Here is a 25,693-nt window from a genome sequence, read left to right on the forward strand (position 1 = left end):
AATCCACTTTCTGGCCGCTATCCGCACCCCGCAGACAGTTTTCGTAAATACCGCCCCGAGGGGCGGAGTTGAGTCATCGGCAGGCCGGTCTCCGGGCTCACAGGCAATTCATTGCTGAATTCACGACTCGCCTTCCCGAAAGATGCAGACCGTCGCGATGCGAGGGGCCGGATCATGTCCAGTGGCTGCAAGCGCTGATGCGCTCGCATGAGTGTGTTGACCTGCTTACCGTTGCGGGGGCAGCCAAGGCTTCCTGAGCTTGCGATCAGACCTTGTTCCCGTTTCACTCGCTTCAAGCGAGCACCTTCCGAAACGAAGCGCCATCAAGGCGCTGCGAGAGTTTATCAGTCCCCGGGCGAAACGCGCAGGGAATTAGAGCAACTCGTCCGGCATGAACTCGATCAGCGGTCTGCCGCTGCGCTCGCTCAGGCGTACCTGGGCACGCACACCGTAGACTTCGGCAATGGCCTGCGCGGTCAGCACCTGGGCCGGCGTGCCCTGCGCCACCAGTTCTCCTGCCTTGAGCAGGTACAGACGGTCGCAGTAGTGGGCGGCCAGTGGCAGCTCGTGCAGCGCGGCCAGCGTGGTCAGGCCCAGGCTGCGGATCAGGTTCATCAGCTCGAACTGGTGGCGTACGTCCAGGTGGTTGGTAGGCTCGTCCAGCACCAGCAGCCTGGTCTGCTGGGCCAGTGCCCTGGCCATGAGCACGCGCTGCTTTTCGCCCCCTGACAGGGTGGAGAACATGCGCTGCGCCAGCGACTGGGCACGGACCTGGGCCAGGGACTGGGCGACGATGCGGAAGTCCTGCTCGCTATCCCGGGCGAAAGAGCTCTGGTGCGGCATGCGACCCATGAGCACCACATCGCAGACGCGCAGATCAAACTCGCTGGCGTTTTCCTGGGTCAGCACCGCCATGGAGCGGGCATTGTCGCGAGCGCTGCGCAGCCAGACGTCCTGTCCGTCTATGCAGACCGCACCGCTGGCAGGCCTGAGTATGCGGTAGATCATGCGCAGCAGGGTGGACTTGCCGCTGCCGTTGGGGCCGAGCAGGCCGACCAGTTCGCCATGCCTGATATGCAGGCTGATGTCCTTGACTATGGAGGCGGCCGCCGTCTGCCAATGCAGGCGGCTGGCCTCCAGCAGGCAGGAAGAGCTGGATGCGGAACTCACGGATTGCCCTTTTCCCGCACGCTCTTGCGGCACAGCATCCATACAAAGAAGGGGCCGCCCAGCAGCGAGGTGATGACCCCGACAGGTACTTCGGCGGGGGCAAAGCTGATGCGAGAGAACACGTCGACCCAGATCAGGAAGATGGCACCTGTGAGAGCGGCTACAGGCAGCACGCGCCGGTGCTCGGAGCCGACCAGCATGCGGGCGACATGGGGCACGATGAGACCGACAAAGCCGATCGGACCCGTCAGCGCCACCAGCACGCCTGTCACCATCGACACCAGAACGAATAGCCAGCGCCTGGTGCGGGTGGTGTCCACTCCCAGCGTGGCGGCGGTCTCTTCGCCTGCCAGCAATGCATTGAGTGAGCGGGCCTGTGTCAGCAGCAGGGCCACGCCAGCCGCCAGCAAGGCAGCCGGCAGGCCCAGCTCCTGCCAGCGGGTTCCGGCCAGGCTGCCCAGGGTCCAGGTGAGCACGGAGTTGGCCAGCTCGCGCTGATCGGCCGTCAGCACAATCAGGCTGGTGACGCCGCCCAGGCAGTAGGCAATGGCCACGCCGCCCAGAATGAGTCGCGATGCCTGCAATCGTCCATTGGCATGGGCCAGGAAGTACACGGCCACACAGGCCAGCAGCGCGCCGCTGAAAGCGCCCAGCGGCAAGGCCAGCTCGCCGGCAAATGCCAGTGCGCCGAAGGCCAGCACGCTTACGGCCCCGACCGACGCACCGGATGAAACGCCCAGCAGATAAGGGTCGGCCAGCGGGTTGCGCACCATGGCCTGCATGGCCACGCCCACCAGCGCAAGGCCTGCGCCGGTCAGGGCTGCCAGCAATACGCGCGGCAGGCGCACGCGCCAGACAATCTGGTACTGGGCGCTGCTCCAGCTGCCTGAAGGCCAGTCCAGGCCCAGGCGCTGACCCAGCTCATAAGCCGTGATCTGCCAGGCTTGCCCGGGGGCGATCCGTACCGGCCCCAAGGTGATGGCCAGAGTCAGAGACAGCAGCAGCACTGCCGTCAACATGGCCAGCCATAGCTTCAGCTGATGGCGTTGCTGGACGAACATCTGTGTCAACGGCTGGGTCATGGCTGCAGCCGGGCGGGGCCCCAGGTGGGCATGGCGCCAGCGGGCCCAAAGCGCGAGGCGAAAGCCTGTGCAAGGTGTCTCATTGTCATTAGCCAGGGCAGACGGTTTGCGTGCCGGTGACGAGATCGGGCGGAGGGCGGGCCTCGCAGCCTGTTGCCGTCACGCTGCTCCCCGCAGACGCTCGTTGCACATGCCGACTGCCGGAACTGGGTCCGGGTGGTCAGCGCTCAACAGGCCGGTATCCGGGCTGGCAGATTGCGCGAGGCATGTCACTTCGCCTTCCCGGCGTTGCCGCGCACCTCGTCGAAGAGGCCACGTAGAACACCAGTGACAGACTCCTGCAAGCGCAAAAGCCATGAAGTGGTTTGATCTGCTTACCGTTGCGGGGGCAGCCAAGGCTTTGAACCTTGTTCCCGTTTAACCCGATGAAGCACCGGGCACCTGTCGCATGGAGAAAAAGCCTGCTGCACGGGCGTGCCGAGACTTGTTTCAACGAAAAATTATATAGCAGCGCATCCAGATATGGTCTGGTAGTTCAGGGCGATTCCTTTGGGGCAGCGAGGCACGGCACAAGGTAGGCGCCGCGTTCAGCGAGGCGCTGGTGCAAGTTCAGGCACTGTGGCGACGCCGCTCGTGATCGATATCCGATACCCAAACAGGCTGCAGCCGCCTGCAATGTCGCCGGCGGCTGTTTTTGAGTGGCCGCAGTCAAAACTGAGCTGATATTTATGCACAAAATAGAGGCTGAGAAAGCCCCCGATTCTGAGGACATCATGAGCATCTGGTCTATCGACGCACAGACCGTCACCCACAGCATTCAGCTCGCTGTTGCGCCGGTTTTTTTTCTGACTGCCGTGGCCGGCATGATTGGCTCCGTAGCGGGGCGGCTGGCCCGCATCATTGATCGCGCCCGCAAGCTGGAGGAAAGCCTGCGCACGCTGGACGATCACGATCTGATCGCCCGCCACCTCAAGGAGCTGCATTTTCTGCGCGAGCGCGGGCGGCTGGCCAACGTCTCCATCGCGCTGCTGACGCTGTGCGGCATGTGCATAGGGCTGACCATCGTGCTGCTGTTCGTGGGCCAGGCCTACGGCGTCAGCGGCCACGGCTATGCCGTGTTCAGCTTCCTGCTGGGGGTGCTGGCCTTTGTGCTGGCGCTGTGCTGCTTCCTCTGGGAGACCATCATGGCGACACGCATTCTGGACTTTCATATGCTCACCCAGGCCAGGGCGGCCGCGCGCCATGTGGAGTCCGAGCATCGCCCCTGATTGCACCGCGAGACATGTTTTTCCTGCCTCTGATCCTGGTGCCCATCGTCTTCCTGATGGCACTCGCTCGCCTCTATCAGATTCCCGTGCAGCTGCGTTCAGGCCGGTTGCGGCTGGTCGAGCGTGGCAGGCCGGGCTTGCGCCTGACTACCTTGCTGGCCTATGCCGGACTGCTGACGGGCAGCGGGGCATTGCTTGCGGCCTTGGTGCATGCAGGCTTTTTCGCGGCCGACCGGTGGTCGGCCTATCTGAACCTGGCGCCTTATCTGGCGCTTTATCCCTTGCTGTATCTGGCGGCTGCATGGGTGTTCTATTACGGCCTGAAAAAGACTGCTGCTGCCTGAGCTAGTCCTGCATGGGCTCCAGCCAGGCGGCCGCGGCATGGATGATGCAGTCGGTCAGTCGCCGCAGGCTGGCCTGGGCATTGCGGGTATGGGCCCAGTACATGGGGATGTGGAGATCCCTGCCAGGGAGCAGTTCCATCAGATCGCCACTGGCCAGCTGTGGGGTGATCAGCTGGGCCGGGTGCATGCCCCAGCCCATGCCCAGTTCCACGGCACGGGTGTAGCCCTGGTTGGAAGGCAGAAAGTGACGCGCATTGTTGCGCCGTCCGTCCAGCCCCAGACCATGGAGCCATTGGTCCTGCAGGCTGTCCTTGCGGCCGTAGTACATCATGGGCGCCTTGGCCAGCATCTGGGCCAGCTCCTGGTCCGACTCGGCCTGGGCCAGGTGACGCTGCACAAACTCCGGGCTGGCCACGGCGATATAGCGCATGCGACCCAGCGGCCAGGTGTTGCAGCCAGCTATCGCCGAGCCCGTGGCCGTGACGGCGGCCATGACTTCGCCTTCCTTGATGCGTTTGGCCGTGTGGTCCTGGTCGTCGATGCTGATGTCCAGCAACTCGTTGCCGTCCTGCGTGAAAGCCGCCATGGCATCCATGAACCAGGTCGACAGGGAGTCGGCATTGACTGCCAGCTTCAGCGTGGGCAGGGCGGTCTGGCCTTCGGGGACCAGCTCGGGGTTCTTGCGGCGCAGATCGTTTTCCAGCAGCGCCACCTGCTCCACATGCAGGCACAGGCGCCGGCCGGCCTCCGTGCCGCTGCAAGGCGTGCCGCGCAACACCAGCACCTGGCCCACGCGCTCTTCCAGCAACTTGATGCGCTGGGAGATGGCGGAGGGGGTGACATGCAGCTTGCGCGCCGCACGCTCGAAGCTTCCCTCACGCAATACCGCGGCAAGCGCTTCCAGTCCTGCGTAGTCAAACATTAGAAATTCTTCATTGTATTGAGTAAATGTAATTTTACTTAATTGCCGGGCAGAGCAAGAATCCGGGCCGGTTTGGAGGAGTCAACGGCTCATGGACATGACAACTAATTTTTATTCCGCCTGGATGGCAGGCTTCACGGTGTGCGCATCGCTCATTGTTTCCATCGGTGCCCAGAACCTGTATGTGCTGCGTCAGGCAGTGCAGGGCGAACATGTGAAGGCCTGCGTGGCTCTGTGTGTGCTCAGCGACGCTTTGCTGGTTGCGCTGGGTGTGGCCGGCATGGCCCAGATGCTGACCAGCTATCCGGCATTGGCCCAGTATCTGACGCTGGGCGGAGCCGCATTCTTGCTGGCCTATGGTCTTTTCGCCTTGAGGCGCATGTGGCTGGCCCCGGATGCAGCCATGGAGGCTGGCGAGCGCAGGGCGGCACCGCGCGGGATGATGAGCGTGCTGGCTGCGCTGGCGGCCATCACCTTGCTCAACCCCCATGTCTACCTGGATACGGTGCTGCTGATGGGCTCGATCGGTGCCCAGCAGGAAGGTTCGGGCCGCTGGTCCTACGTAGTGGGAGCTGCCTCGGCCAGCTGTCTCTGGTTTGTGCTGCTGGCGATGGCAGGGCGCCGTCTCAAGCACCTGTTTGCCAACCCCGGCGCCTGGCGCGTCATGGATGGCATCACCGGCGTGATGATGCTGGGTCTGGCCTGGTGGGTGGCGAGCAGCGCCTTTGGAATGGACGTCTGAGTTCCAGGTCGAGCCAGCGCTTCGCACTGCGGATTGCTGCGCAGGCGCTGGCTGCGGTTCAAGCCGCTGCGGCCTGCTCCCACAGACCCACGGCTTCGATGAGGTTCCAGCTATTGCATTCGATACGGTAGTGGCCTGTGGCTCCGGTTTTCTGGCTCTGGCCCTCGATCACCACAATATGCTTGCCATGACGCTGGGCTTGCGAGATCGGGCGGATCTTGTCGTAGTTGTGCTTTTCGGCAATGTCGCCGCGAAAGGCAATCGTCACCTGCTCGCGCCGGGGGAAGTAGTCCTTGGCATATTTGTCCAGCGTGCGATCGGCAACCAGCGTGGCCATATCGGGCGAGGTGGCGGAAGAAGTGTTCATCGTGTCTCCTCAAGAGTGGACTCTTGTTGTGTGCAGAATCTGAGCCGGTTTATGACGCAATTGTTGCATTTTGTTTCCGGCAGCGCCAGTGCCAATCACCATGGCAGATGGCAGCCCTCGTTCTGCACCAATTCGGGCCACACGGCAGAACTGCCTCATGGCGCGGACAGCGGCAGTTGCAGACCTGTCTTGATGCGTTCCAGTGCGATCGAGGTGCTGTAGCGGCGAATGTTCTCGTCACCTTCGAACAGGCGTTTGCAGATGGCCTGGTAATCATCCATGTCGGTTGCCGTGACGACCAGGATGTAGTCGGTTTCGCCCGTCACATAAAAGCATTGCTGCACGGCCGCTTCATCGGCGATCCTGGCCCTGAAGCCGCGCGACAGATCCGGCCTGTCGTTGACCAGCTGCACGGTGATGATCGCGGTCAGCGTACGGCCCACCTTGACGGGCTCCAGCACGGCCACGTTGGCGGCAATCACCCCGGTTTCCTGCAATCGCTTGATGCGCCGCTGCACGGCCGGCGCCGAGAGGTTGATCTGCTCCGCAATCAGGCGCTGCGGCATGAGGTTGTCACGCTGGAGCAGGGCAAGAATCGCGTGGTCAAAGGAGTCCAGGTCGGCAGCAGGCATGGTGCGGGATAGGTTGAGAGCGAAACTTGCAGATTCAGGGCCGAAAACGAGCAAATTTCGCGGGTGACATGCAATATCGTACCCACCTATGTCAAAAAACAGCTGGAATCATTGGTGGCCCGTGTTGGCCGTATTGGGCTCGGTCACTGCACTCGGGCTGGGAACTTCGCTGGCCAAACAGCTGTTTCCCCTGGTCGGTGCCCAGGGTACCTCGGCATTGCGGGTGGGCTTTGCCGCGATGATTCTGGTGTGCGTCTGGCGACCCTGGCGCTGGTCGCTCAACCGCCAGCAGGCACAGGCTCTGCTGGTTTTCGGCATGGCGCTGGGCGGCATGAACCTGATGTTCTACATGGCGTTGCGCGATATTCCGTTTGGCCTGGCCGTGGCCATAGAGTTTTCAGGGCCGCTGGCCGTGGCCATCTACTACTCACGCCGTGCACTGGACTTTGTCTGGCTGGCGCTGGCGGTTGCCGGGCTGGCCATGATTCTTCCTCTGAGCGGCAATGCTTCGGGCCTGAACCTGTCGCCGGTGGGCATTGCCTGCGCGCTCGGAGCCGCCATCTGCTGGGCCTCCTACATCGTGCTGGGGCGCAGGCTGGGCCATATTCCCAGTGGCCAGGCAGTCTCCCTTGGCTTGCTGTGCGCAGCTTTGGTGGTGGTGCCATTTGGTGTGGCCGAGGCCGGGCTCAAGCTGCTGACACCGTCGATATTACTGTTCGGGCTGATGGTGGCGGCCATCTCCAGTGCCTTGCCCTACACCTTGGAAATGCTGGCCCTGCGCCGCCTGCCGCCCGCAACCTTTGGCATTGCACTGGCGACCGAGCCGGCCATTGCGGCACTGATGGGAATGCTGCTGCTCAGCGAGAATCTGACTGCCACTCAGTGGACCGCGATTGCCTGCATCATGGCAGCAGCCATGGGTAGTGCCGTGACGCGGCCAGGCAGCAAACCTCCCGCCGTAGATGCATCGGCAGCCACTTCCGGATGAATATCCATGCTATGAAAAGAGGTGCTGTAAGCGCTTGCTAATCAAAGCTTTGAATAATTATTTCTAGTGAATAACCCTAGAAATTTGCGCAGCAAGCTCTTTTTTCTGTAGCTGGATGGGTCTGAAACGCTGCCTGGGCAGCGTTTTTTTTGCACATCGGCCTGGCTGCCGGCAGCCGTTTTCTGAGATCCCGGAAGTCGCCGAAATCCTGAATACTGGCAGACAGATAGCGTGCTTCATGACCCAGGTGAAGCCAGTCCTCTATGCTCATTATGAGTCCTGCTTTTGACCGTTTTTTGCGCTATCCGGTTTGCGGTTTTGGCTGTCGTGGCTACTGCGTATTTGTAGGAATCTCGGTCTATTCAAATTAGGAGCGAGGTGCTACAACGGACGCACACGGTAACGAATGCCTTGCAACTTTGCGGCACTGATTCGAGCCCTGGTGCCGCCACGGGAGGTCATATGGATGTCATCAGCAATTCCGCAGCACGCTATGTCCGCCTGCGTGAAGAAGAAATGTCGCTGGACGAGTACCTTAGCCTTTGCCAGCGTGATCCCATGGCCTACGCCGGAGCCTCGCAGCGCATGCTGTCCGTCATCGGTGAACCCGAAATGGTGGATACCCGCAACGATCCTGTGCTGTCGCGTCTGTTTGCCAACAAGGTCATCCGTCGCTACCCCGCGTTTTCTGAGTTCTACGGCATGGAAGATGCCATCGAGCAGGTGGTGAGCTTCTTTCGCCATGCGGCCCAGGGTCTGGAGGAACGCAAACAGATTCTCTATCTGCTGGGACCTGTTGGCGGCGGCAAAAGCTCGATTGCAGAGCGTCTCAAATACCTGATGCAAAAGGCTCCGTTCTATGCGCTCAAGGGATCGCCGGTGAACGAGTCGCCGCTGGGTCTGTTCGACCCCGTGGAAGACGGACCGATTCTGGAAGAAGAGTTCGGCATTCCGCGCCGCAATCTGCAGCATGTGCTCTCGCCCTGGGCCGTGAAGCGGCTGGAGGAGTTTGGCGGAGACATTCGCCAGTTCCGAGTGGTCAAGCGCTACCCCAGCATTCTCAAGCAGATCGGCATTGCCAAGACCGAGCCCGGCGACGAGAACAACCAGGATATTTCCAGCCTGGTGGGCAAGGTGGACATACGCAAGCTGGAAAATTTCTCTCAGGACGACACCGACGCCTACAGCTACTCGGGCGGCCTGTGCCTGGCCAATCAGGGTCTGCTGGAATTTGTCGAAATGTTCAAGGCACCCATCAAGGTGCTGCACCCCTTGCTGACCGCCACCCAGGAAGGCAATTACAAGGGCACGGAGGGGTTTGGAGCCATTCCGTTCGACGGCGTGGTGCTGGCCCACAGCAACGAAAGCGAGTGGAAGGCCTTCCGCAACAATCGCAACAACGAGGCCTTCCTCGATCGCATCTACATCGTCAAGGTGCCTTACTGCCTGCGCGTGAGCGAGGAGGTCCGCATCTATGAAAAGCTGATCCGGGAGTCTTCGCTGGCCAACGCCATCTGCGCGCCCGGCACGCTCAAGATGATGGCACAGTTCTCCGTGCTCACACGTCTCAAGGAGCCGGAGAACTCCAGCATCTTCAGCAAGATGCAGGTCTATGACGGTGAAAGCCTCAAGGACACGGACCCCCGTGCCAAGAGCTACCAGGAATACCGCGACTATGCGGGCGTGGATGAAGGCATGGAGGGCATCTCCACCCGCTTTGCCTTCAAGATCCTGGCCAAGGTCTTCAACTACGACAGCACCGAAGTGGCGGCCAACCCCGTGCACCTGATGTATGTGCTGGAGCGGCAGATCGAGCGGGAGCAGTTCCCCGCCGAACTGGAGACCAAGTACATAGGCTTCATCAAGGAATATCTGTCCCAACGCTATGCCGAATTCATCGGCAAGGAAATCCAGACCGCCTATCTGGAGAGCTACAGCGAGTACGGCCAGAACATCTTTGACCGCTACGTCACCTACGCCGACTACTGGATTCAGGACAGCGAGTACCGGGACACCGATACGGGCGAGGTATTTGACCGCAATGCGCTCAATGCCGAACTGGAGAAGGTGGAAAAGCCTGCCGGCATTGCGAACCCCAAGGACTTCCGCAATGAGATCGTCAACTTTGTGCTGCGGGCCAGGGCCAACAACCAGGGCAAGAACCCGAGCTGGACCAGCTACGAAAAGCTGCGCGTGGTGATCGAGAAGAAGATGTTCTCCAACACCGAGGAGCTGCTGCCTGTCATCAGCTTCAACGCCAAGGCCAGCGCCGAGGACGCGCGCAAGCACGAGGACTTCGTCACCCGTATGGAGGCCAAGGGCTATACGCCCAAGCAGGTGCGCCTGCTCTGCGAGTGGTATCTGCGCGTGCGCAAGAGCAGCTGACCGAGGGACCGGTGGTCGTCCTGGGCGGCCACCGGCGCGATGATTGAGAACAGTCCCTGGAGATGGGAGCACAGATGGCACTGCATATCATCGACCGCAGGCTTGCAGGCAAAAACAAATCGGTGGGCAACCGCGAGCGGTTTGTGCGGCGTTTCAAGGAACAGATCGCGGAAGCGGTACGCAAGGCCGTGTCTGCGCGCGACATCCGCCATATCGACCAGGCGGAAACGGTCACCATCCCGAAAAAGGACATTCAGGAGCCGGTCTTCAGGCATGGACAGGGCGGTATCCGCGATGTCGTGCTGCCTGGCAACCAGGAACATGTGCGCGGCGATCGCATTGCCCGCCCACCCAGCGGGGGCGGTGGTTCAGGCGCGCAGGCCAGCGACAGCGGCGAGGGGCAGGACGACTTCACCTTCACGCTGACCAAGGAAGAGTTCATGGATCTCTTCTTTGAAGATCTGGCCCTGCCGCGCCTGCTGCGCAACCATATCGGCAACACCCTGCAATACAAGACCAGGCGCGCGGGCTACAGCCATGACGGCACGCCCAGCAATCTGGCATTGGTGCGAACCATGCGCGGTGCCCTGGGGCGACGCATTGCACTGACCAAGGCCGCGCATCGAGAGCTCAAGGAGCTGGAAGATCAGCTCGAAGCCTTGCTGGCCCAGGATGACGGCACCAGCGAGGCGGTAGCCGAGTTGCAGCGTCAGATCGACGCCCTGCGTGAGCGCATAGGCGGAGTGCCATTTCTCGAACAGCTGGATCTGCGGTTTCGCAACCGCAGCAAGGTGCCTGTGCCCAGCAGCCAGGCCGTGATGTTCTGCGTGATGGACGTGTCAGGCTCCATGGATCAGGAGCGCAAGGAGCTGGCCAAGCGCTTCTTCATTCTGCTGTACCTGTTTCTCACCAGGCATTACGACAAGATCGAGATCGTCTTCATTCGCCATCACACCCAGGCGGCAGAGGTCAGCGAAGACGAGTTCTTCCACTCCACCGAGAGCGGTGGCACGGTGGTCAGCAGCGCGCTGGTTCTGCTCGAGCAGATCATCAGGGCCCGTTACCCGGTCAATGACTGGAATATCTATGTGGCCCAGGCCAGCGATGGGGACAATTTCAGCGACGACGGAGGAAAATGCCACAGCATCCTCGCCGAAAGAATACTGCCGCTGGTTCGCTACTACGCTTATCTGCAGGTAGTGCTTGAGGAGCAGAGTCTTTGGGATGAGTACAACCGTCTGCTGCCGCTGTTTCCCCATTTCGCCATGCGCAAGGTATCGGCCGCCAACGAGATCTATCCGGTGTTCCGTGATCTCTTCAAAAAGGATGGGGTATCGATATGAACCTCAATCTCTATCCCGTGCTGGATCTCAGGGCCAGCAAAAGAGCCGGTAATTCGCACGCGCAGGGGGAGTCGCGTTACCGCGATGTGCCACAGGCGCCGCTGGTGGCGTCCCAGCGGCCGTCGTCTCCGCTGCCCGATCCCAGCGACTGGACTTTCGAGCTCATCGAGCAGTATCACGCGGCGATTGCTGCCACGGCCGAGCGCTATGGTCTGGACACCTATCCGAACCAGTTGGAGATCATTACGGCCGAGCAGATGATGGATGCCTATTCCAGCGTCGGCATGCCTGTCAACTACAGGCACTGGAGCTATGGCAAGGAATTTCTGGCCACGGAGCGCCGCTACCGGCGCGGCCATATGGGGTTGGCCTACGAGATCGTCATCAATGCCAATCCCTGCATCAGCTATCTGATGGAGGAGAACAGCACGGCCATGCAGGCCTTGGTGATTGCGCATGCGGCCTATGGGCACAACAGCTTCTTCAAGAACAATTATCTGTTTCGCATGTGGTCCGATGCCGGCAGCATCATCGACTATCTGGTCTATGCGCGCGACTATGTGTCGCAATGCGAGGAGCGCTACGGGCTGGACACCGTGGAGCAGTTGCTGGACTCCTGCCATGCACTGGCGAATTTTGGCGTGGACCGCTATTGCCGGCCTTCGCACAAGAGCCTGTCGCGCGAGCGTGCCGAGCGCGAGGAGCGTGAGGCCTATGTGCAGCAGCAGGTCAACGTGCTGTGGCGCACCCTGCCTGCCCGAAGGGACAAGGACAAGGACAGTACGGTGCCGGGCAGCGAGCGCTTTCCCCGCGAGCCCGAAGAGAACATCCTGTATTTCATCGAGAAAAACGCTCCCTTGCTCGAGCCCTGGCAGCGCGAGATCGTGCGCATCGTGCGCAAGATCGCCCAGTATTTCTACCCGCAGCGTCAGACCCAGGTGATGAACGAAGGCTGGGCCACGTTCTGGCATTACACCTTGCTCAACACCTTGTATGACGAAGGCTGGCTGACCGATGGCGTGATGCTGGAGTGGCTGTCATCACATACCAATGTGATCTACCAGCCGCCGGCCGGACACCGGGCCTTCAGCGGCATCAACCCCTATGCGCTGGGCTTTGCCATGTACCGCGATATCCGGCGCATCTGCGAGAAGCCGACCGAGGAGGACCGGCGTTGGTTTCCCGATCTGGCCGGAACGCCCTGGCTGCCGGCTCTGCACCATGCCATGCGCAATTACAAGGACGAGAGCTTTGTCGGCCAGTTTCTGAGCCCGCAGCTGATGCGTGACATGCGTTTGTTCTCTTTGCATGACGATCCCGAGGAGCGTGATGTGCTGGTCAGCGCCATCCATGACGAAGATGGCTATCGCACGCTGCGCCAGTTGCTGTCCCAGCAATACGACCTGGGTACGCGCGAGCCCAATATCCAGGCCTGGAGCGTGAATCTGCGTGGCGACCGCAGTCTGACGCTGCGGCATACCCAGTACCAGGGCAGGCCGCTGGCCGAGGATGCGCAGGAAGTTCTCAAGCATGTCGCCAGGCTATGGGGGTTTGGCGTGCACCTGGAAAGTGTCAACGGTGATGGCGAGACACCGGTGCTGGTGCATTCGGTGCCAGCTCCCTCGCATTGAGATATTGCAATTGAAAATGGCTTCAAACGCTTTCCTCTAAAGCGCTGTAAGCTATCAAACTGAAAGCAAAAAGCGCTGCCGCAGCAGCGCTTTTCTCGGCTCGGGCCGTCAGCTGCAGTCTGCGGTCGGGTCTGCCCGGCCCCGGGACTATGCAGCCCAGCCGCTACACCCTGCGAAGAAGGGCGCGGCCTTTGCGCATCAGAACGCAGGAACCACGGCACCCTTGTACTTTTCCTGGATGAACTTCTTGGTGTCTGCAGAGTGCAGAGCGCTCATCAGCTTGGCAATGTCGGCGCCGTTGGCGCGGTCCTTGCGGGCCACCACGATATTGGTGTAGGGCGAGTCGGCACCTTCGATGAACAGGGCGTCCTTGGTGGGATTGAGCTTGGCTTCGATGGCGTAGTTGGTGTTGATCAGAGCCAGGTCGACATCAGCCAGTGCGCGGGGCAGCAAGGGCGCTTCCAGTTCCTTGAACTTCAGCTTCTTGGGGTTCTTGACGACGTCCAGAGCCGTGGGGGTCAGGCTCTTGGGATCCTTGAGCTCGATCAGGCCATGCTTGGCCAGCAGAATCAGCGCGCGGCCGCCGTTGGAGGGGTCGTTGGGAATGGCCACGGTAGCTCCATTCTTCAGATCCTTGATGTTCTTGATCTTGCTGGAATAGGCGCCGAAGGGCTCCACATGCACCTTGCCGTTGGGCACGGCCACCAGCGAGGTCTTGCGGTCCTTGTTGTAGCTGTCCAGATAGGGCTGGTGCTGGAAGAAGTTGGCATCCAGCTGCTTGTCTTCCACTGCGGCATTGGGCTGGACGTAGTCGCTGAACTCCTTGATTTCCAGATCGATGCCCTGAGCCTTCAGTGCGGGCTTGATGTGGTTGAGGATTTCGGCGTGAGGCACGGCCGTGGCGCCCACCTTGAGCACGTCAGCGGCCTGGGCCGACAGCGCCAGAGTGGCAATAGCGATAGCAGAAAGAGCTTTCTTCAACATTGGTTCTGACTTTCTTCAGCAAGTTGCGATAAATCCCGGGCCTTGTCTGGGCCGCAGTGAACTAAGGTGCATAGTCTAGTGCCCTGTACCAAGGCCTGCAGGACATTTTTCTTATTTGGTTATAAGAGCGTCGTTTTTTATACAAAGCCAGTCTGTCATGAATCCCGAAATGCTGGAGCGCCTGGTGCGCGTGTCTATGCCCTATGGCAAGTACAAGGGCCGCCTGATTGCCGATCTGCCCGGCAACTACCTCAACTGGTTTGCCCGCGAGGGCTTTCCCAAGGGGGAGATCGGCCAGTTGCTGGCCTTGATGCAGGAGCTCGACCACAACGGACTCGGTGCCTTGCTGGAGCCGATTCGCAGGGCCGCAGGCCTGCCGCCCAGGGCGCAGGAGTAAGCCGAAAGAGGGTTGTCGGCCAGGCAAGGGCCGAAGGCCAAGAGATGAATTCGACATGCCCAGGCTGCAGCGGGGCAGCGCCAGGCTTCAGGTTCCGGAGCTTTGCGCTAGGTCCGAATGCTGAACAATGCGTCCCTTGCCTGCATGCTTGGCCGCATACATGGCCTCGTCCGCAGTCTGCAGCAGGTTTGCCGTGGAGCTGCATTCCATGCTGATGGAGATGCCGATGCTGCTGCCGACCTGAACCATCACTCCACCTTGAAGCGCGATCGGCTGGCGCACGGCCTCCATGCAGCGCTTCATCACGGACATGGCTTCTTTGGGCATGTGCAGGCCGGATAGCAGCACCACGAATTCATCCCCGCCCAGGCGGGCGACGCAGTCGCCAGCCCGGGCCTGTGCCAGCAGACGGGCCGCGACCACGCGCAGGACCTCGTCGCCTGCGTCATGGCCCTGGGTGTCGTTGACCTGTTTGAAGCCGTCGAGATCCATGAAGCACACGGCAACCATCTGACCGTCGGCCAGCTCCTGATTCAGCGTTTCCTCAAGCGCGCGGCGGTTGGCCAGGCCCGTCAGCGCGTCGTGATTGGCAAGATGGTTGGCGGCCTGTTCGCCGCGCTTGAGGGCATCGATGTCCACCAGGATCCAGAGCGACTCTTCGGCGTTGAGCAATGTTCCCGATGCATCGACCCACAAAAGCTTGCCTTCGGCATTGCGCATCTGGAACTGCGCATGGAATTTTCCCCGGGCGAGCAAGGAGCTATAGGCTTTCTCGCCGATGCGCCTGTAGGAGGCTTCGTCCGGGTACAGCATGCGCGTGGACGCGCCCTGCAGTGCCGCAGCCGACTGCTTGAGCAGACGGCGCATGGCCGGGTTGGTCCAGACGATTTTGCGCTCGCGCAGGCGGGCCATGCCGATCAGATCATTGTCGATGACCAGCTCCTGCTCCTTGCGGATGCGGCGTTCGCGCTGCTGCAGACGGTATAGCGCGACCGAGCCCAGGGCGATGAAGGCGATGCACAGGCCGGCCAGACCCCAGGCCCGCCAGGCCGAGGCACGCCACATGGCCATATAGGCTTCGGTTCCGAGTCCCGTGAACACCGTCAGCGGATATCCGGGCAGACGGTGGTAGGCAGTGATGCGCTCCACGCCATCGATCAGGGTCGGCGTGATGTACCAGCCTTCCTCGCGGCTTTGGTCGATGGCACGGTGGTATTCGGGCGAGACTGCGGCCTTGCCGATGCCGGACTCGGCGTCCTGGCTTTCGGCCGGATAGCGCGCGACCAGCCGGGCCTGATCGGTGCGCAACGCCATGGCGCTGCTCGCACCAAAGGACTGGCGCTGGAACAGCTGGTGAAAATGCTCTGCCGCGACAATCGCATAGACGATGCCCTGGAACTGACGGTCATCGGACTGAAGACGCCGGGCCAGCACGATGGACCATTTCCCGAAGGAGTGGCTGATCAGGGGCTCGGACACCACCATCCGGTCTGTTTCACGGGCTTGGGCGAAATAGTCGCGGTCGGCCACCGAAAACGGCAGATCAGCTTCGCTGGGCGTGATCAGCACCTGGCCCGTGCTGTCAGTGGTGCGCAAGGCCGTGACAAAAGGGATCAGTGCACGCTGCTCCTGCAGCATTTCATACAGGGCAGAGTTGGCGGCGGGCAGGCCGTCAGAGCTGCGTGCACGATAACGGCTGGCAATCGCCGACAAGGCGTTCTCGACCAGTCTTACCTCGGCAGCCAGCTCCAGGCTCAGGCTGCTCGCCTGGTGTCTGGTGACGGCCACTCCCAGCTCCATGTCCGCGCGGTAATTGGCATGCACGCCCAGCCAGGTGGCAAAGCACAGCAGGGCGGCTACCAGCAGGTTGCCGAGCACGAGGCGACGCAAAAGCCGGTGAGGATGAAAGCCTGTCATCTTGATTCTGGAGTTTCCTGATTGGCAGCCCGGACCGCAAGCGACGCGGTCACCTGTCAAGTAAAACATCGCCGAGCTCGGCAGTGCAATAGCCATCGGAAAGTCTATCGGAGGCTGCAGCTCGCAATCGTGCGCCGCCGCCGCGCCCGATGATTGTTTGCCTTTTGCCACGCCATCCAGTTGCCCCGATCTCTTGGCGAGCCCCGCTGAGGGCTGGGCTTGTGCGCAGCGATCCCCGCGTGGCGGCTTGCGATCTTGCTGCTGCCCGGCGTCCGGCCTCGGTGCGCCGGGCTGAAAGACGAAGCCAGATTCCTGCGGGTAAATAGTGACGCTTTTGCCTGTATTGAAAATGAGAATTGATATCATTTGAGCTTTGCCAGAGCTTTATCTCCATCGCACCATGTCCGCTGCCGAATCCGTCATCCACCGCGAAGTCACTGCGCTTTACATCGACCATCACGGCTGGTTGCAGGGCTGGTTGCGCAAAAAGGTCGGCAATGCCTTCGATGCGGCCGATCTGGCGCAGGACACCTTCGTGCGCATCCTTGGTGTGCGCGAGCCGCAGGAGATAGAGTCGCCGCGTGCCTATCTGACCACGGTGGCCAAGGGCGTGCTGGTCAACTGGTGCCGGCGCCAGGCGCTGGAGCGCGCCTATCTGGATGCGCTGGCCCTGCTGCCCGAGCCCGAAGTGCCTTCGCCCGAGCACCGGGCCCTGGTGCTGGAGGCCTTGCATGAGATAGATGCCATGCTCGATGCCTTGCCGCCCCTGGTGCGCCGCACCTTCCTGCTGTCGCAGCTGGAAGACATGAGGTACGACGCCATTGCGCTGCAACTGGGCGTGTCGCTGAGCAGCGTCAAGCGATACATGGCCCAGGCTTTCAGGCATTGCCTGGCGCTGATGGATTGAAGCGTCATGGAGGCACACCTGCTTGACGAAGCTGCGGACTGGCTGGTCCGCCTGAACGATGAAGGCTTGACGGCTGCTGAACATGCTGCCTTCGAGCGCTGGCGCCGTACCAGCGCCGAGCATGAAGGCGCCTGGATGCGGGCCGAGCGGCTGATGGGCAAGCTCGGTGGCCTGCCGACCGCGCTGGCCATGCCGACTCTGGACCGATCGCAGCGTCGCAGCCGAAGAGCCGCCGTGGCCAGGCTGGCGGTTCTGCTGGCCGCCGTGCCTGGTGGCTGGATGAGCTGGCGCATGGCGCAGCAGCAGGGCTGGACGGCCGATCTGCGTACTGTCACGGGCGAGCAGCGCAGCGTGACGCTGGCCGATGGCAGCCGTTTGCTGCTGGATACGGCAAGCGCCGTGGATATCCGTTTCGATGCTCACCAGCGCCTGATCCATCTGCGTCGAGGCTCCATCCTGCTGGAAACCGCCGCCGATCCCAGCGGCGTGGACCGGCCCTTGCTGGTGGCGACGGCCGTGGGGCGTCTGCGGGCACTGGGCACGCGCTTTTCGGTGCAGCAGGACAGCGAGGGCCAGTTCGTGGACCTGGCCGTGACGCAGGGCGCAGTCGAAGTCACCCCACACGCAGCCTCACGATCTGCGCAGGTGGTGCCCGCCGGCAACTGGGCGCGCTTGACAGCCCAGGGCGCCGGAGCGCTGCAGACGGCGAGTGCGCAGCAACTGGCCTGGGCGCAGGGCATGCTGGTGGCGGATGCCATGCCCATGGCCGAAGTCTGCGCGCGGCTGGCACGTTACCGCTCCGGTCTGCTGCATTGCGCTCCCGAGGTGATGGCCATCAAGGTCTCGGGAGCCTATCCCCTGGCCGATACCGACCGGGCATTGGCCATGCTGGCCGAGACCTATGCCGTGAGCGTGCACCAGCGCTGGCGCGGCTACTGGGTCACGGTGGCGGCGCGCTGAGTCCGCCGGCCCGGCCGCAAAAAAAGATGCAGACAACTGAGACTTTTTCGCAAGTTGTTTGGCAAGCAAGGTGAACCACTCACTTTTTGCTTCCAAAGGACTGCTTTTCATGCCTGCTTCCATGGCTTCCCGTTCCCTGCCGAATCCTGTATTCAGCCCCGTTGCGCGCGCCGCCCGACTTGCCCTGCTGGGCTGGACGCTGGCGGCAAGCGCCGTGCAGGCTGCCGAGCCGCCGGTCGCCGGCCAGGTCCAGACCTACCGGATAGAGGCAGGCCCGCTGGGCCGGGTGCTGTCCGAGGTGGCGGCCACGGCCGGCATGGCGCTGTCCTTCGACCCTGTGCTCACCCAGGGCCGGCAAAGCCCGGTTCTGGCTGGCAGCTACACGCCGCGCGAGGCATTGCAGCGGTTGCTGGCAGGCAGTGGTCTGGAGCTGGTCTCGCGTCCCGGCGGCAGCTACACCCTGCAAAGGCAGGCCGTGTCTCCCATCTCGGGTGAGGAGGGCAGCACGCTGTCCGAGGTGCGCGTGACGGCCCAGGCCGAGCGCAGCGGCACCACGGAAGGCACGGGAAGCTACACCCAGACGGGGCCAAGCCGCACGGCCACCGGCCTGAGCCTGACGCTACGCGAGACGCCGCAGTCGGTCAGCGTGATGACGCGCCAGCGCATGGATGACTTCAAGCTGGAGACGCTGGCCGATGTGCTGGAGCAGACGCCGGGCATTGGCGTCTATCGCCAGAACAACGCGACGGACTTCCAGGCCCGCGGCTCGGAGGTAAATCTGCAGGTCGACGGCATGTCCCAGCTCAGCAACGGCTGGTACTTCGTCACCAGCACCATGTATGCGCTGGACGATATGGCCGAGATGGACCGTGTCGAGGTGCTCAAGGGCTCGTCGGGACTGGTTGTCGGCAAGGGCGGCTATGGCGCCACCGTCAACCTGATCCGCAAGCGTCCCACGCGTGAGTTCCAGGCCAGCGTGCGCGCCAATGCCGGCAGCTGGGACACCTACCGTGCGCAGGCCGATATAGGCGGCTCGCTCAACGAGGCCGGTACGTTGCGTGGCCGCGTGGTGGCCTCCATGACGGACGCGGGCAGCTTCCGCGACAACGAAAAGAGCAACAGCAAGATGCTGTTTGGCACGCTGGAGGCAGATCTCACACCCGATACCCTGCTGAATCTGGGCATCACGCTGCGTCAGCGCGAGGCCCGCGGCTTCGGCACGACCCGGCCCATACAGCGCTACACCGCAGCAGGTGCCGAAGTGGGGCTGATGCCGCGTTCCTTCAACAACGGTGCGCCCTGGGCGGGCTATGAACAGGACAGCACCGAGCTGTTCGGCAGCGTGGAGCAGCGTCTGGCCCATGACTGGACGGCAAGCCTGAAGTTCTTCCATCAGAGCGTGAAGATGGACGACATGACACTGGGCTACCTCTGGAACAGCACCACCGCTGCCTATCTGCCCTGGAAGGATGTGGAAAACCGCAACTGGTCGGTCAATCTCGATGTCAAAGGCCCGTTCAGCTTGCTGGGACGCACGCACGAGCTGCTGGCCGGCATGGGCATGTCGCGCTACCACAGCGGCCTGCTCTACGGCAGCTCCAAGAGCGTACCGCTGGCCAATCTGGGCCTGAGCTATGCCCAGGGCGGCGGCGCGCTGGCCCAGCCAGACTTCGGCAACTGGAACTATGACCGCCATGTCTTCAACCAGCGCCAGCGTTATGCCTATGCCGCAGGGCGCTTCCGCCTGGCAGATCCGCTGCAGCTGATTGCCGGCATGCGCGTGACGCAGTACCGCCAGCATGACGTGACGCCCACCTGGTGGAACTACGATATGCGCGAAACCGTCACCACGCCCTATGCCGGCCTGGTCTACGAAGTGCATCCCCAGGTCTCGCTGTACGGCAGCTACGCCACCATCTTCAAGCCGCAAAGCGCTCAGGACGCACAGGGGCGCACCCTGGACCCCGAGCAAGGCAAGACCTTTGAAGTCGGTGCCAAGGGCGAATTCCTGGACAAGCGACTCAACGCCAGCATCGCCCACTTCTGGATGAAGACCGACAACTCGGCCGAGGAAACCGGCGCCTTCACGCCTGGCGGCGATATGGCCTACCGTGCCGTCAACGGCGCCACGCGGCGCGGCTGGGAGCTGGAGCTGTCGGGCGAACTGGCGCGCGGCTGGCAGGTCCAGGGTAGCCTGGTGCAGCAAAACAGCTCGCTGACCAGCTCCAGCCTGTATCCCAAGTACCAGCTCAAGCTCGGCAGCACCTACCGCTTCGAAGGCGGTGCGCTGCACGGTCTGACGCTGGGGGCTGCGACTCGCTGGCAAAGCAAGACTTCGACCAGCGACAGCCACAACACTCTGGCACAGCAGTCCTACGCCGTGCTGGATCTGATGGCCCGCTACCAGGTCGACAAGCATCTGTCGCTGAGCCTGAACGTGAACAATCTGCTGGACAAGAAATACTTTGCCGGCGTCAGCAATCTGGGCGGCCTTTACTACACCTGGGGTGCACCGCGTAGCGTGAACGTGGGCATGCGCTACGACTTCTGAGGGTTGGCAGCACTCGGGTCCTCGAGTCCGTCGGCCACTTCTGCCTGAGTGCGGCGGCGCGCCGCCATGGTTCAGCCAAAGCCCGGTGGGGCTGGTGGCAGCAAGCACGCGTCGCTGCAGGCACTGCTGCTCGGTCCGGCCTGTGCCAGTGCGTGGCACGGATGACCCTTTTTGGGTTTTCGTTTGTCATACATAGAGAAAGGGCCTTGCGGCCTGCTTCGCCCGGGCTGTCCGGGGCCTTCATCTCTTTCCTTATGTCATGACACCATTCTTTCTACGCTTTGTGGGCAGCAGCGTCCTGTCCCGGCTGCTGGCCGCCGTCCTGGGCGGCTATCTGCTGGCCAGCGCCCTGGCCGTATTCCTGGCGACGGTCCTCTCCGAGCCGCGTGCCGAGGCGGTGCTGGCGGGTATGCTGTGGAGTTTCCCCGTGTATCTGCTGGCCGTGATCTGGGCCTTCTCGCCGGTGTCGCCGGGCCGGGTCTGGCTGGGTCTGCTGCTGCCCAGCGTCGTGCTGGCAGGCGCCTCGGCCTGGCTGGCTGGAGGAGCTTGAGCATGGCCGAGCGTAGAAATGCGGGCGGAGCAGGCCAGGGCGGTTTTCGCCAGGCCCAGGCCTGGCTGCACACCTGGTGCGGCCTGTGGTTTTCCTGGTTGCTGTTCGCGGTCTTTTTCACGGGGACGCTGGCGGTCTTCGAGGAGCCCATCTCCCACTGGATGACACCCGAGCATCACGCCCAGGAGCAGGCACAGGCGGCCGCCCGTGCTTCCGGCCAGCGCGGGGGTGATCTGGGCCAGCGCCTGGCCTGGGGCCTGGCCTATATGGAAAAACACCATCCGGGGGCCGAGATGTGGGAGCTGTGGCCCTCGGATGCCGAGGGTGCTGGCGACCTGCGTGTCTACTGGTTCGATGAAAAGCGCCAGTACGCTTCGGCCGAACTGGATTCCGCCACCGGGCAGCCGCTGGGCAAGGACCAGTCTCATGGCGCCGTGCGAGCCACCAAGGGGGGCCACCATTTCGTGGATTTCCACTATCGGCTGCATGCAGGGCAGGCAGGCCTCTGGGTGGTCGGCATTGCGGGCATGGCCATGCTGGTGGCGCTGCTCAGCGGGGTCATCACGCACAGGCGCATCTTCAAGGACTTCTTCACCTTTCGTGCCCGCAAGGGGCAGCGCAGCTGGCTGGATGCCCACAATGCGGTGGCGGTGCTGACGCTGCCATTCCAGATCATGATTGCCTATACGGGGATTGCCATCTCCGCCTCGACCTTGATGCCGGCCGGCATTGCGGTCTATTTCGGCACGGGCAGCCAGGGACTGCGCGACTATGTGGTGGCGCTCAACGAGTCGGACAGGCCGGCACCGTCGGGCCGGTCCATGGCGGTTCCGCAGCTGGAGCCGTTTGTGCAACGCGCCCAGGCGCTGATGGGCCAGCCCGTGCGGGCCGTGGTCGTGGACAACCCAGGCGATGCGGCGGCACGCATCGGCGTCTACGGCTGGAACAGCGAGGAGGAAATGCAGCAGCGTCTGAACCCAACGACCGGCATGGTGATGTTCTCGGCGGCGACAGCCGAGGTGCTGAGGCTGCGCCAGCCTGGCGAGGTGGACGGTGGTGAAGCCTCCATGGCCAAGTCGGTGATAGGCAGTCTGCACCAGGTGGAGTTCGGCGGCCAGGCGCTCAAGTGGCTGTATTTCCTCTGCGGGCTGGCGGGCAGCGCCATGATGGCCAGCGGCGCCATCCTGTTCATGGTCAAGCGCCGCGGCAAGCACCTGGGCCGGCAGGCCGGCGAGTTCGGCAGCGCCACGGCGCACGTGTACCGGCTCGTCGAAGGACTCAATGTCGCGGCCATCGCCGGTCTGGGCCTGGGTTGCATAGGCTATCTGTGGGCCAACCGCCTGGTTCCCGTCGGGCTGTCCCATAGAGCGAGTTGGGAGCTGGCGGTGTTCTTCGGGCTGTGGGGCCTGACGCTGCTGCATGCCATGGTGCGTGCTCCTGCAGCGGCATGGCGGGAGCAACTGGGCCTGCTGGCCGCTTTGTGCCTGCTGCTGCCGCTGCTGAACTGGATCACTGTCGGTGACAGTCTGCCCGCGCAGATCGCTCGCGGCGACTGGGAGAGCGCAGGGGTGGAGCTGAGCGCCATGGGTATGGGATTGCTTGCAGCCTGGGCCTGGCACTATCTGCGGCGCCGCAGCGCCCGTTCGCAAAGCCCGGTTTCAGCGGGCAAGATGGAGGTGGGAGCATGAATGTATTGCAAGCATCGTGGCAGGCGTTGGCGCTGAGCTTTGCGGGCATGGCGGCGCTGGCGTTTGCCATGGAACGCCACCACGAGCAGCTCACGGCTGCCATGGAGATCTCTGCGGCCCGAGCGCGGCTGCTGCGCGCAGTGGGTGCGGGGCTGCTGGCTGCGGCGGTCATGCCCTGCGTACAGGCCTGGGGCTGGTCCGTAGGCATCGTGGCCTGGCTGGGCTGGCTATCGGCAGGCGCATTGCTCGTCGTTGCCCTGATCAGCATCGCTGCCCGCGGGGCCGCTGCGGCTGCCTGCATTCTGGCTGCGGCTGCAGCGATCATGGCCGCTGTCTGGAGCGCCTGAGATCGCGGTGGAGGCCGGCACCAACGGCTACGACCCACTCATGGTTCATGGCCGCGTCCGTGCATCTGGCGTGTGGCGGGCAGATGCTTTTCCGGGTGCTGTGCTGCCGGGGAGCACAAAATCATGCAGAGCGTGATGAAAAAAAGGATGCAAAAAAGGGATGCAGGTGCATCCCTTTTTTGACAGTGGCCGCAGGCCCGGCGTGCCGGGCTGCAACAAGGCCTGTTGATTACTTGACAGCTGCGCGAGCGGCTTCTGCCTTGGCCTTGGCCTCGTCCAGCTGCTTTTGCAGGGCTGCAGCCTCGGCTTCGGCCTTCTTGGCCTCTTCTTCCTTGGCCTTCTTGGCTTCGGCTTCCTTGTCGCCACCGCCCATGGCGCCGGCAATGGCGTTGCCCGCCATGGTGCCGGCCACGGCACCGACGGCAGCGCCGGCCATGGTGCCCATCATCCCGGAGCCACGAGCGGCAGGTGCCGCTGCAGTTGCGGGTGCAGCAGCAGGGGCCGCTGCGGCAGCGGGGGCGGCTGCAGGAGCAGCAGCCTTGGGCGCGGCAGCGGCAGGAGCCACGGGTGCGGGCTGAGCCGGCGCCTTGTTGCCGATGCTGGCAGGGCGAACGGACTTGCTGCTGCCCATGCGCTTGGCCTGAGCCAGGGAAGGCACGGTCAGCGATGCGATGGCGATGGCAATCACGGAGGCAGCAGCACGGTACGAAGTCTTCACGAAATGGTTTCCAGTCATGGTTGTCATAGACGGCCGCCTGCACTCTGACGAGCGAAGGCAACCAGCATGCCCTGCAACGGTTGTCGCAAAAGGCTTGCTTGCTATGGTATTTAAAATCGAGAGGTGGATTTTCAAGGTGCCGAGCTGAAACTGTCCGTAAAAGGACAGGGCTCGGCGCCTGGCGGCCGGGTGTTGTGTGATGTATGAGGCCGCACGCTATTGTAGGAACAGTCTGCATGCGCAAAAGTTCCAGCAGTCTTCAAAGCAGGGAAATAGTCATGAAGTGCCCCGCAGCGCCTGGTGCGTGAGCGGGGCATGCTATCGAATCGGAGGAAGATTGCCTTAGCGCTTCTGGTGCAGCTGCACCCAGTCCAGAAAGCGTGTCATGTACTTGACGAGGAAGTCATGGCTGCCCTGGCTGATCTTGCCGTCGGCGTCGAGCAGCGTGTCGGACCAGCGCACAAAGCCCTCGGGCTGGGGCAGGGTGGGCATGTCCAGCGACACCAGCACATTGCGCAGGTGTTGCTGGGCCATGGCCGTGGCGGCCGCGCCGGGCGAGCTGCCGATCACGGCGGTCGGCAGTCCCGCCCAGACGGATTGGCCATAGGGACGGCTCAGGCCGTCGAGCACGTTCTTGAGCGATGCGGGGATGGAGCGGTTGTATTCGGGTGTCACAAACAGAACGCCGTGGCAGCCGCGAATCTGGGGCTTGAGGTCGTCAAAGGGCTTGAAATAGGGGGTGTTGTCGAAGTCGCGGTTGTAGACCGGCAGGTGGCTGATACCGATGAATTCGAAATCTGCCTTGTCCTGCATGAGTGCAGCCAGGCCCTGGCCGAGCTGGCGGTTGATGGACTGCTTGCTGAGGCTGCCGACGATGACGGCGATTCTGAGTTGGCTCATGCTCTGACCTTTCGACTGGGTTGAGGGAGATGCATGGCACTGTAGCAAAGCTGCCGGGGATGGCTGCGCCGCAGCGGACGCAAAAAAGCCGCTGACCCTGGACGACAGGGCAGCGGCTGATGAGGGCAGGTGCTTGTTCCAGCCTATCGGAGCACTTCCAGCAGGCGATCCAGGCCGCCCTCGTTGATGGCGACCTTGGCCTCGTTGCGCACGCGTGGCTTGGCATGGTAGGCCACGGACAGGCCGGCTGCCTGCATCATGGGAATGTCGTTGCTGCCGTCGCCCACTGCAATGCACTGGCTTGCATCGATACCGATCAGCGAGGCCACTTCCAGCAGGGTGCGGCGCTTTTCCGCACCGTCGCAGATATCGCCCCAGGCCTGCTCGACCAGGCCGCCGGTCAGTGCTCCGCCCTTGATCTCCAGCACATTGGCGCGCACGAAGTCGATATCCAGCAGGCCGCGCACATGCTCGGCAAAATAGGTGAAACCACCTGAGACCAGCAGCACCTTCAGGCCGGCGGCCTTGGCGGCCTTGACCAGGGTTTCAGCGCCCGGCGAGAGTTTCAGGCGTTCGGCCAGAACGCGGGCCATGTCGGCCTCGGTCACTCCGACCAGCTTGCCTACGCGCTGGCGCAGGCTGTCCTTGAAGTCGGTGATTTCGCCGCGCATGGTGGCTTCGGTAATCGCCGCCACTTCGGCCTTCTTGCCCGTGGCATCGGCGATCTCGTCGATGCACTCGATGGTGATCAGCGTCGAGTCCATATCAAAGGCGATGAGCTTGTAGTCCGCCAGCTTCTGGGGGGCAGTAAAGCCGCGGATCATCAGGCCGGGAGCGAATTCGGTGGCGTCGGTCATTGCGAATCGTGCGAATGAGGGGGTAGCAGAAAGGGGAATGGCG

Annotated in this window: 24 protein-coding genes and 2 riboswitches; of the genes, 14 read left to right on the forward strand and 10 right to left on the reverse strand. The window is 62.6% G+C overall.

What is annotated here, in order from left to right; all coding sequences use genetic code 11:
* Positions 1–64 precede the first annotated feature (64 nt).
* Positions 65–323, reverse strand: a riboswitch (cobalamin riboswitch).
* Between the two features lie 49 nt (positions 324–372).
* Together FSY59_RS04345 and FSY59_RS04350 are read right to left on the reverse strand one after the other, a co-directional pair.
* Positions 373–1,170 carry an ABC transporter ATP-binding protein gene (locus tag FSY59_RS04345; RefSeq protein ID WP_148728524.1) on the reverse strand — a complete coding sequence of 266 codons (798 nt, stop codon included), beginning with the start codon at positions 1,168–1,170 and terminating at the stop codon, positions 373–375.
* Positions 1,167–2,231, reverse strand: coding sequence for an iron ABC transporter permease (locus FSY59_RS04350; RefSeq protein ID WP_043372294.1), 1,065 nt, complete (start codon positions 2,229–2,231; stop codon positions 1,167–1,169). Before FSY59_RS04350 ends, FSY59_RS04345 begins: the two co-directional genes overlap by 4 nt.
* 236 nt (positions 2,232–2,467) lie before the next feature.
* A riboswitch (cobalamin riboswitch) is annotated at positions 2,468–2,712 on the reverse strand.
* A gap of 313 nt (positions 2,713–3,025) precedes the next feature.
* Between FSY59_RS04350 and FSY59_RS04355 the strand changes: the two genes are divergently transcribed.
* Both FSY59_RS04355 and FSY59_RS04360 read left to right on the forward strand, forming a co-directional pair.
* On the forward strand, positions 3,026–3,520 hold the full coding sequence (locus FSY59_RS04355; protein WP_148728525.1) for a DUF2721 domain-containing protein: 495 nt from the start codon (positions 3,026–3,028) through the stop codon (positions 3,518–3,520).
* 14 nt (positions 3,521–3,534) lie between these two features.
* On the forward strand, positions 3,535–3,864 hold the full coding sequence (locus tag FSY59_RS04360) for a hypothetical protein (protein ID WP_148728526.1): 330 nt from the start codon (positions 3,535–3,537) through the stop codon (positions 3,862–3,864).
* Between the two features lies 1 nt (position 3,865).
* On the opposite strand, the gene FSY59_RS04365 is transcribed toward FSY59_RS04360, so the two are convergent.
* Entirely contained in the window at positions 3,866–4,786 is a 921-nt protein-coding gene (locus FSY59_RS04365; RefSeq protein ID WP_003055870.1) for an HTH-type transcriptional regulator ArgP, read from the reverse strand.
* Positions 4,787–4,877: 91 nt separating this feature from the next.
* On the opposite strand from FSY59_RS04365, the gene FSY59_RS04370 reads away from it, so the two are divergent.
* Entirely contained in the window at positions 4,878–5,528 is a 651-nt protein-coding gene (locus FSY59_RS04370; RefSeq protein ID WP_148728527.1) for a LysE/ArgO family amino acid transporter, read from the forward strand.
* Positions 5,529–5,586: 58 nt separating this feature from the next.
* Here FSY59_RS04370 and FSY59_RS04375 read toward each other — a convergent pair whose 3' ends face one another.
* Both FSY59_RS04375 and FSY59_RS04380 read right to left on the reverse strand, forming a co-directional pair.
* Positions 5,587–5,895, reverse strand: a complete 309-nt coding sequence (locus FSY59_RS04375; RefSeq protein WP_003055867.1) for a hypothetical protein — start codon at positions 5,893–5,895, stop codon at positions 5,587–5,589.
* Positions 5,896–6,050: 155 nt separating this feature from the next.
* Positions 6,051–6,527 (reverse strand): Lrp/AsnC family transcriptional regulator, encoded by a 477-nt coding sequence (locus tag FSY59_RS04380; RefSeq protein ID WP_003055864.1) that lies wholly within the window; start codon positions 6,525–6,527, stop codon positions 6,051–6,053.
* A gap of 88 nt (positions 6,528–6,615) precedes the next feature.
* Here FSY59_RS04380 and FSY59_RS04385 point away from each other — a divergent pair, with 88 nt between their 5' ends.
* The 4 genes from FSY59_RS04385 to FSY59_RS04400 all read left to right on the forward strand — a co-directional run bounded on the left by FSY59_RS04385 (position 6,616) and on the right by FSY59_RS04400 (position 12,874).
* On the forward strand, positions 6,616–7,515 hold the full coding sequence (locus tag FSY59_RS04385) for an EamA family transporter (protein WP_148728528.1): 900 nt from the start codon (positions 6,616–6,618) through the stop codon (positions 7,513–7,515).
* A 462-nt stretch (positions 7,516–7,977) separates the two neighbouring features.
* Positions 7,978–9,900 carry a PrkA family serine protein kinase gene (locus tag FSY59_RS04390; RefSeq protein WP_003055859.1) on the forward strand — a complete coding sequence of 641 codons (1,923 nt, stop codon included), beginning with the start codon at positions 7,978–7,980 and terminating at the stop codon, positions 9,898–9,900.
* Positions 9,901–9,974: 74 nt separating this feature from the next.
* Positions 9,975–11,243, forward strand: coding sequence for a YeaH/YhbH family protein (locus FSY59_RS04395; protein ID WP_050872048.1), 1,269 nt, complete (start codon positions 9,975–9,977; stop codon positions 11,241–11,243).
* Positions 11,240–12,874: a SpoVR family protein gene (locus FSY59_RS04400; protein WP_003055854.1), complete on the forward strand. Its 1,635-nt coding sequence runs from the start codon at positions 11,240–11,242 to the stop codon at positions 12,872–12,874. The genes FSY59_RS04395 and FSY59_RS04400 overlap by 4 nt, the downstream gene beginning before the upstream one ends.
* A gap of 198 nt (positions 12,875–13,072) precedes the next feature.
* On the opposite strand, the gene FSY59_RS04405 is transcribed toward FSY59_RS04400, so the two are convergent.
* On the reverse strand, positions 13,073–13,858 hold the full coding sequence (locus FSY59_RS04405; RefSeq protein WP_003055852.1) for a MetQ/NlpA family ABC transporter substrate-binding protein: 786 nt from the start codon (positions 13,856–13,858) through the stop codon (positions 13,073–13,075).
* Between the two features lie 157 nt (positions 13,859–14,015).
* Between FSY59_RS04405 and FSY59_RS04410 the strand changes: the two genes are divergently transcribed.
* The gene (locus FSY59_RS04410) at positions 14,016–14,255 is read left to right on the forward strand and encodes a DUF3820 family protein (RefSeq protein ID WP_003055849.1); all 240 of its coding nucleotides are present in this window, start codon (positions 14,016–14,018) and stop codon (positions 14,253–14,255) included.
* A gap of 87 nt (positions 14,256–14,342) precedes the next feature.
* Here FSY59_RS04410 and FSY59_RS04415 read toward each other — a convergent pair whose 3' ends face one another.
* Positions 14,343–16,172: a sensor domain-containing diguanylate cyclase gene (locus FSY59_RS04415; RefSeq protein ID WP_148728529.1), complete on the reverse strand. Its 1,830-nt coding sequence runs from the start codon at positions 16,170–16,172 to the stop codon at positions 14,343–14,345.
* Positions 16,173–16,572: 400 nt separating this feature from the next.
* Between FSY59_RS04415 and FSY59_RS04420 the strand changes: the two genes are divergently transcribed.
* The 6 genes from FSY59_RS04420 (at position 16,573) to FSY59_RS04445 (ending at position 23,175) form a co-directional block, all read left to right on the forward strand.
* Positions 16,573–17,079 carry a sigma-70 family RNA polymerase sigma factor gene (locus FSY59_RS04420; protein WP_050872049.1) on the forward strand — a complete coding sequence of 169 codons (507 nt, stop codon included), beginning with the start codon at positions 16,573–16,575 and terminating at the stop codon, positions 17,077–17,079.
* Positions 17,080–17,085: 6 nt separating this feature from the next.
* Positions 17,086–18,039 (forward strand): FecR domain-containing protein, encoded by a 954-nt coding sequence (locus FSY59_RS04425; protein ID WP_148728530.1) that lies wholly within the window; start codon positions 17,086–17,088, stop codon positions 18,037–18,039.
* A 109-nt stretch (positions 18,040–18,148) separates the two neighbouring features.
* Positions 18,149–20,590 (forward strand): TonB-dependent siderophore receptor, encoded by a 2,442-nt coding sequence (locus FSY59_RS04430; protein ID WP_148728531.1) that lies wholly within the window; start codon positions 18,149–18,151, stop codon positions 20,588–20,590.
* A 259-nt stretch (positions 20,591–20,849) separates the two neighbouring features.
* Positions 20,850–21,140, forward strand: a complete 291-nt coding sequence (locus FSY59_RS04435) for a DUF3649 domain-containing protein (RefSeq protein WP_043372309.1) — start codon at positions 20,850–20,852, stop codon at positions 21,138–21,140.
* 2 nt (positions 21,141–21,142) lie between these two features.
* Complete coding sequence (locus FSY59_RS04440; protein ID WP_148728532.1) at positions 21,143–22,828, forward strand: PepSY domain-containing protein; 1,686 nt, start codon at positions 21,143–21,145, stop codon at positions 22,826–22,828.
* Positions 22,825–23,175, forward strand: coding sequence for a DUF3325 domain-containing protein (locus tag FSY59_RS04445; protein WP_003055839.1), 351 nt, complete (start codon positions 22,825–22,827; stop codon positions 23,173–23,175). The genes FSY59_RS04440 and FSY59_RS04445 overlap by 4 nt, the downstream gene beginning before the upstream one ends.
* A 229-nt stretch (positions 23,176–23,404) precedes the next feature.
* Here FSY59_RS04445 and FSY59_RS04450 read toward each other — a convergent pair whose 3' ends face one another.
* The 3 genes from FSY59_RS04450 to serB all read right to left on the reverse strand — a co-directional run bounded on the left by FSY59_RS04450 (position 23,405) and on the right by serB (position 25,650).
* Positions 23,405–23,920: an ABC transporter substrate-binding protein gene (locus FSY59_RS04450; protein ID WP_148728533.1), complete on the reverse strand. Its 516-nt coding sequence runs from the start codon at positions 23,918–23,920 to the stop codon at positions 23,405–23,407.
* A gap of 315 nt (positions 23,921–24,235) precedes the next feature.
* Entirely contained in the window at positions 24,236–24,793 is a 558-nt protein-coding gene (locus FSY59_RS04455) for an NADPH-dependent FMN reductase (protein ID WP_148728534.1), read from the reverse strand.
* A gap of 143 nt (positions 24,794–24,936) precedes the next feature.
* The gene (serB, locus tag FSY59_RS04460; protein WP_019044125.1) at positions 24,937–25,650 is read right to left on the reverse strand and encodes a phosphoserine phosphatase SerB; all 714 of its coding nucleotides are present in this window, start codon (positions 25,648–25,650) and stop codon (positions 24,937–24,939) included.
* Between the last annotated feature and the right edge of the window lie 43 nt (positions 25,651–25,693).

Source organism: Comamonas sp. Z3 (genome assembly GCF_008121565.1).
Lineage (GTDB): Bacteria > Pseudomonadota > Gammaproteobacteria > Burkholderiales > Burkholderiaceae_C > Comamonas > Comamonas brasiliensis.